At 50.9% G+C, this 5297-nt stretch carries 7 protein-coding genes; all 7 read left to right on the forward strand.

Translation table 11 applies throughout. From position 1 onward, the window contains the following. Positions 1 to 2074, forward strand: a 2074-nt coding sequence (gene infB, locus AC6F7T_RS13445) for a translation initiation factor IF-2 (RefSeq protein ID WP_500719659.1), incomplete at its 5' end; no start/stop codon positions are given. Positions 2075 to 2089: 15 nt separating this feature from the next. Next, positions 2090 to 2392 carry a DUF503 family protein gene (locus AC6F7T_RS13450; protein ID WP_500719661.1) on the forward strand — a complete coding sequence of 101 codons (303 nt, stop codon included), beginning with the start codon at positions 2090 to 2092 and terminating at the stop codon, positions 2390 to 2392. Further along, positions 2389 to 2745: a 30S ribosome-binding factor RbfA gene (rbfA, locus tag AC6F7T_RS13455; RefSeq protein ID WP_500719663.1), complete on the forward strand. Its 357-nt coding sequence runs from the start codon at positions 2389 to 2391 to the stop codon at positions 2743 to 2745. The genes AC6F7T_RS13450 and rbfA overlap by 4 nt, the downstream gene beginning before the upstream one ends. Next, positions 2732 to 3685 (forward strand): DHHA1 domain-containing protein, encoded by a 954-nt coding sequence (locus AC6F7T_RS13460; RefSeq protein WP_500719664.1) that lies wholly within the window; start codon positions 2732 to 2734, stop codon positions 3683 to 3685. The genes rbfA and AC6F7T_RS13460 overlap by 14 nt, the downstream gene beginning before the upstream one ends. A gap of 7 nt (positions 3686 to 3692) precedes the next feature. Next, on the forward strand, positions 3693 to 4613 hold the full coding sequence (gene truB, locus AC6F7T_RS13465; protein WP_500719665.1) for a tRNA pseudouridine(55) synthase TruB: 921 nt from the start codon (positions 3693 to 3695) through the stop codon (positions 4611 to 4613). A gap of 104 nt (positions 4614 to 4717) precedes the next feature. Next, on the forward strand, positions 4718 to 4984 hold the full coding sequence (gene rpsO / locus AC6F7T_RS13470) for a 30S ribosomal protein S15 (RefSeq protein WP_500719667.1): 267 nt from the start codon (positions 4718 to 4720) through the stop codon (positions 4982 to 4984). 106 nt (positions 4985 to 5090) lie between these two features. Next, positions 5091 to 5297: hypothetical protein (locus tag AC6F7T_RS13475; protein ID WP_500719669.1), on the forward strand; the 207-nt coding region annotated here is incomplete at its 3' end.

Consider the following 5297-nt stretch of genomic DNA (forward strand, 5'->3'; position numbering starts at 1 on the left):
TGCCCCTGCACGTCCCGGTGCCCCTGCACGTCCCGGTGCCCCTGCATCAGCGCGGGGACGGTTACGTGGCGACTTGTCAACGCCACTGCCGGTAGAACAGCCATTGCCGGAAAAAGAAGGCAGAAATATCAAAAAACGTAAAAAAGGTCGGCGTAGTGATAATGAATTCGAGCAGACCGAAGGTCAGGTTTCGCGCCGCGGTCGCCGGGTCGAGGTGTTTGAGCCAGGGCGCCTTGGACAAAAGAAAAAACGCGGTGGCAAAGGTGTAAAATCAACGAAGCATACCGAAGTCACTATCAGCAAAGCGATTAAACGGATTATAAAAATCAGTGATTCAATTACGGTTGGTGAGTTGGCCAAACGGATGGGGGTTAAAGCTAAAGAGCTGATTGCTGAGTTGATGCGTCAGGGCTCGATGGTCACGATCAACCATCCCCTTGATTATGAATCGGCGGCCATTCTTGCCTCTGAATTTAACTATGAAGTTGAGAATATTGCCTTTGATGAAGAGACGATTCTTGATGTCGAGTTGCCGAAACTTACTGATAGCACCAATCGTGATCTTCAGACCCGCCCCCCGGTTGTCACCATTATGGGTCACGTCGATCATGGTAAAACCAGTCTGCTCGACGCCATCCGTGAAGCGAATGTAACGGAAGGGGAGGCAGGTGGCATTACCCAGCACATTGGTGCTTACGATGTCAACCTTGATGGGCGTAAAATAACCTTCCTCGATACCCCGGGACACGAAGCCTTTACCGCGATGCGTGCACGTGGAGCCGGTGTCACTGATATTGTTATCCTGGTTGTAGCTGCTGATGACGGTGTCATGCCGCAAACCAAAGAAGCCATCAACCACGCCAAAGCTGCAGGTGTTCCCATCATTATAGCAGTGAACAAGATCGATAAACCGGATGCGAATCCGGAGAGAATCAAACAGGATCTGACGGAATTTGAACTGGTACCTGAAGAATGGGGCGGCGAGACCATTTTCGTTGAGGTTTCAGCCAAAATGAAGTTGAATCTTGAAACCCTGCTGGAAATGATTTTGCTGCAAGCTGAAGTGCTCGAACTGCAAGCGAGTCCCAGCAAGCGTGCTAAAGGGTCAATTGTTGAGGCACGTCTGGATAAAGGGCGTGGCCCGGTCGCCACGGTCCTGGTCCAGGATGGCACCTTAAAGATCGGCGACTCGATTGTTGCCGGTCTGCATTATGGTCGCGTACGTTCAATGACTGCTGCTAACGGTACTCCGGTAAAAGAAGCAGGTCCGTCGTTCCCGGTCGAGGTGACCGGCCTGGGTGGTGTTCCCGATGCTGGTGACACTTTCCACGCTGTCGATTCAGAAAAATCAGCGAAAGAAGTTTCACAGCATCGTCAATCCAAACAGCGTGAACTTGATCTTGCCAAGAGCAGTAAAGCTTCCCTGGAGCAACTGTTTGCCCGTATGCAGGAAGGGGTTGTTGAAGAATTGGCGGTCATCATCAAAGCCGACGTCCAGGGCTCCGTTGAGGCAGTCCGCGATGCTCTGGAAAAACTTTCCACAGCAAATTGCCGCCTCAATGTTATTCATACCGGGGTTGGCGGCATCTCAGAGAGCGACATTACCCTGGCGACAGCGTCCAACGCTATCGTTCTCGGCTTCAATGTGCGTCCTGAAACCAAGGCCAGAACCCTGGCCGACAATGAGAGTGTTGATATTCGCTTGTACAGTGTTATTTACGATGCCGTCAACGATGTCCGTGATGCGATGGAAGGGTTGCTGGCTCCGACCCTCAAAGAAAAGCATCTTGGCCGGGTTGAGGTGCGGGATACCTTCCATGTCACGCGCGTCGGTACCATTGCCGGTTGTTATGTCATTGACGGCAAGGTCATCCGTAATTCCAAGGTACGCCTGATCCGCGATAATGTTGTTATCTGGGAAGGAAAACTCAGTTCGTTAAAGCGTTTCAAAGACGATGTAAAAGAGGTACTTACCGGCTACGAATGTGGTATCGGTCTGGAAAACTACAACGATCTCAAAATTGGTGATGTTATTGAAGCCTTTGAAATCGAAGAGTTTAAAACCTCATTGTAACAAAACAGGCCGATTATGATTGTTGGTACTGCACGCTTTGATTTGCGCTTGCATGGTGTGCAATCGCTAAAACAGAAACGTTCGGTCATCCGCCGACTGCTAAATCAGTTGCGCTCGTCTTGTCCGGTTTCAGTCGCTGAGGTCGGTCATGCTGATCTGTTACAGCGAGCGATTATAGGAGCCTGCATCGTCTCAACCAGTGAAGCGCTGATCGATTCGGTATTTCGCCAACTTGAAGCAAAAATTGATGTTTGCGGATCGATTGAAATGATTGATTCAGAAACAGAACATATCCATTACGGAGAAAAATTACATTGAGCAGTTTTCGCCCTGAGCGCGTAGGCGAACAAATCCTTAAAGAAACAAGTATGTTGCTCATGGAGCGCATTAAGGATCCGCGCGTGGCCACAGTGACCCTGACCGGGGTCAAGGTCTCCCGTGATTTAAGTCTCGCCAGAATCTATTTCACTCTGTCTGATTCTGACGCTCGTAAAGCGGCAGAAACTGGACTGAAAAGCGCCGCTTCTTTCATCCGCCGCGAACTGAGCCAGATCATGCGGTTGCGCTTCATGCCGGACATCAGATTTCAATTTGATGAATCCGTCAGTAAAGGGCAGCGAATAGACGATCTCCTGCGCCAGGTACAGGGTGATTTGCATGATACTGAATAATATTATTCACAACATACGGACATCACAGCGTTTTCTGATTGCTTCCCATGAAAGCCCGGATGGCGATGCCATCGGTTCGACCCTGGCCCTGACCCTGGCCCTGAGAAAAATGGGGAAGGAAGTTGTTGCTTTTAATGTTGATGGCGTTCCTGCCAATCTGTCTTTTCTTCCCGGAACCCAATCTGTTGCCACCAGCCTGGCCGCTGATGAGACCTTCGATGTTGGTTTTCTGCTTGACGCCGGTGAGCTGAAACGTGCCGGCATACCCATGCAACAACACTGCAATCTGCTGATTAATATCGACCACCACCCCTACTCTGATTTTGGCGATATTTGCTATCTTGACACAGGAGCCAGTGCCACGGCGGTATTGATTTATCGTCTCCTTGGTGCCGGTAATTTTCCCCTTGATGTTGATGTTGCTAAAGCGCTGTATGTAGGTGTGCTTGATGATACCGGTTCCTTCCGTTATTCAAGTGCTAACCGTGAAGCGTTTGAACTGGCCGGTATCCTGGTTGAGTGCGGTGTTGATCCGTGGCAAATTGCCAGTAGCCTCTATGAAAGTTTTCCATTTACCCGCATGCGCCTGCTGGGACTGGTGTTGAATACCCTCGATATTTCACCTTGTGGTCGTTATGCGTCGGTCTCTTTAAAACAGGAATTTCTCGTTCTTTCAGGAGCAACCTCTGAGGAATCCGATGGTTTTGTGAATTACGCCCGGGCTGTTAAAGGCGTTGAGATCGCCTTGTTTATTAAAGAGCAGGCTGATGGAATCTATCAGATCAGCTTTCGCTCACGGGGAAATCTTGATGTCGGTACCCTAGCGCGCCGGCTAGGTGGCGGCGGCCATCATAATGCCGCCGGCGCGCGTATCCCTGCCCAATCTCTTGACGCTGCCCGCACCGAACTTTATCGTCATCTTGATCTATTGCTGAACTGATTTATTTGTGCACGGAATCCTTCTAATCGACAAACCCAAAGGGCTGACTTCTTACGATGTAGTTCGCCAGGTAAAACGCATATTCTCAGTCCGCAAGGTCGGTCATGCCGGCACCCTTGATCCATTGGCAACCGGAGTCCTGATTGTTGCGCTAGGGGATGCCACAAAAATATTGCAGTTCCTGTTGGTTGAAGATAAAGGTTACCGTGCCACCCTGAAACTAGGAGAAACAACCGACACCTTTGATGCCCTGGGGCGGGAACTGATAAAAAAACCGGTTCCACCTTTTGATATTGATTCTATCGATCGCTTCTGCTCTGCTTTTCGCGGCACAATTGAACAGCAGCCCCCGATGTATTCTGCGCTTAAGCGTGATGGAGTCCCCCTCTACAAATTGGCTCGACAGGGGCTTGAAGTTGAGCGGGAAAGTCGTTCAGTCACCATTACACGACTCGCTGTAATTGCTGTCTATTCCCCTTTTGTCACCATCGAAGTCGACTGTTCAAAAGGGACCTATATTCGCTCATTGGTACATGACCTGGGAATATCCATTGGTTGTGGCGCTCATCTTACTGAATTGTGCCGTTTGCGAAGCGGACGCTTTACCATCGATCAGTGCCACCGCCTCGATGATCTCAAACAATTGGATAGCCCGGCTGACGCTTTGTTAAGCTACAGCGAAGCACTGGCAGATTTTCCTGCTGTCGAACTGGATGAGCCTGCGCTTAAGGCTCTGACCTTCGGCATTCCCCCGCAGGAAGTGCAGTGTCGCCTGCAACAGCCCCTCACCGATGGGGAGCGGGTACGCCTGATTGATCAAAAAGATCGGTTAGTTGCTGTGGCAGATTACCAGCCGTTTCGGCACTCGGAAAAACGCGGTGATTTCCGTTTGATACGGGTCTTTCAGGACCAGTTCGTCGGAGATTAATCTTTACATCGGCGACTCAACTATGGTAGATCTTCAAGGTCTTAAGGATGTTTTTAACAGCCACGCCACTGGCTTAATTGAATAACAATAAAAAGGAGATAGCAGTGCTCGGCACAGAACGTAAACAAGAAATTATCAATCAGTATAAACGCCACGAGGGTGACACCGGTTCACCTGAAGTCCAGGTAGCTCTTCTGACAGAGCGGATCACCTACCTGACTGACCACTTTAAGACCCATAAAAAGGATCACCACTCCCGTCGTGGTCTGCTCAAGATGGTTGGTCAACGCCGCCGTCTGCTCAGTTACCTGGTCGCTCAGGATGTTGAGCGCTATCGTACCTTGATCAAGTCCCTCGGCTTGCGTCGCTAGAACAGAAGCGGCCCGCCTGATGTACCACCGGGAGGAACCCCTTTTCTTCCGTGCATGCATGAAGGCTGCGCGGAGGATTCTAGGCGACTCGCCGAAGAGTTTCGAGTTGCCCAACGACCGCGAGATCGGCGAGTGTATTCGGTTGCTGGTCCAGTCTCACGAGGGGGATCCTCGCACGCGCGCCTCGGAAGTCCCGCTGGTAGCCGCGGCGTCTGAGCAGGGTGTGCGGCACGACCGGTTTCACGTATATGAGTGGCTCCTTCTGCCGCTGGAAAAGGTCAAGGGAAGCGTCGACTGCCACCCGGAGGGCGAC

The sequence above is a fragment of the Pelovirga sp. genome (assembly GCF_059864205.1).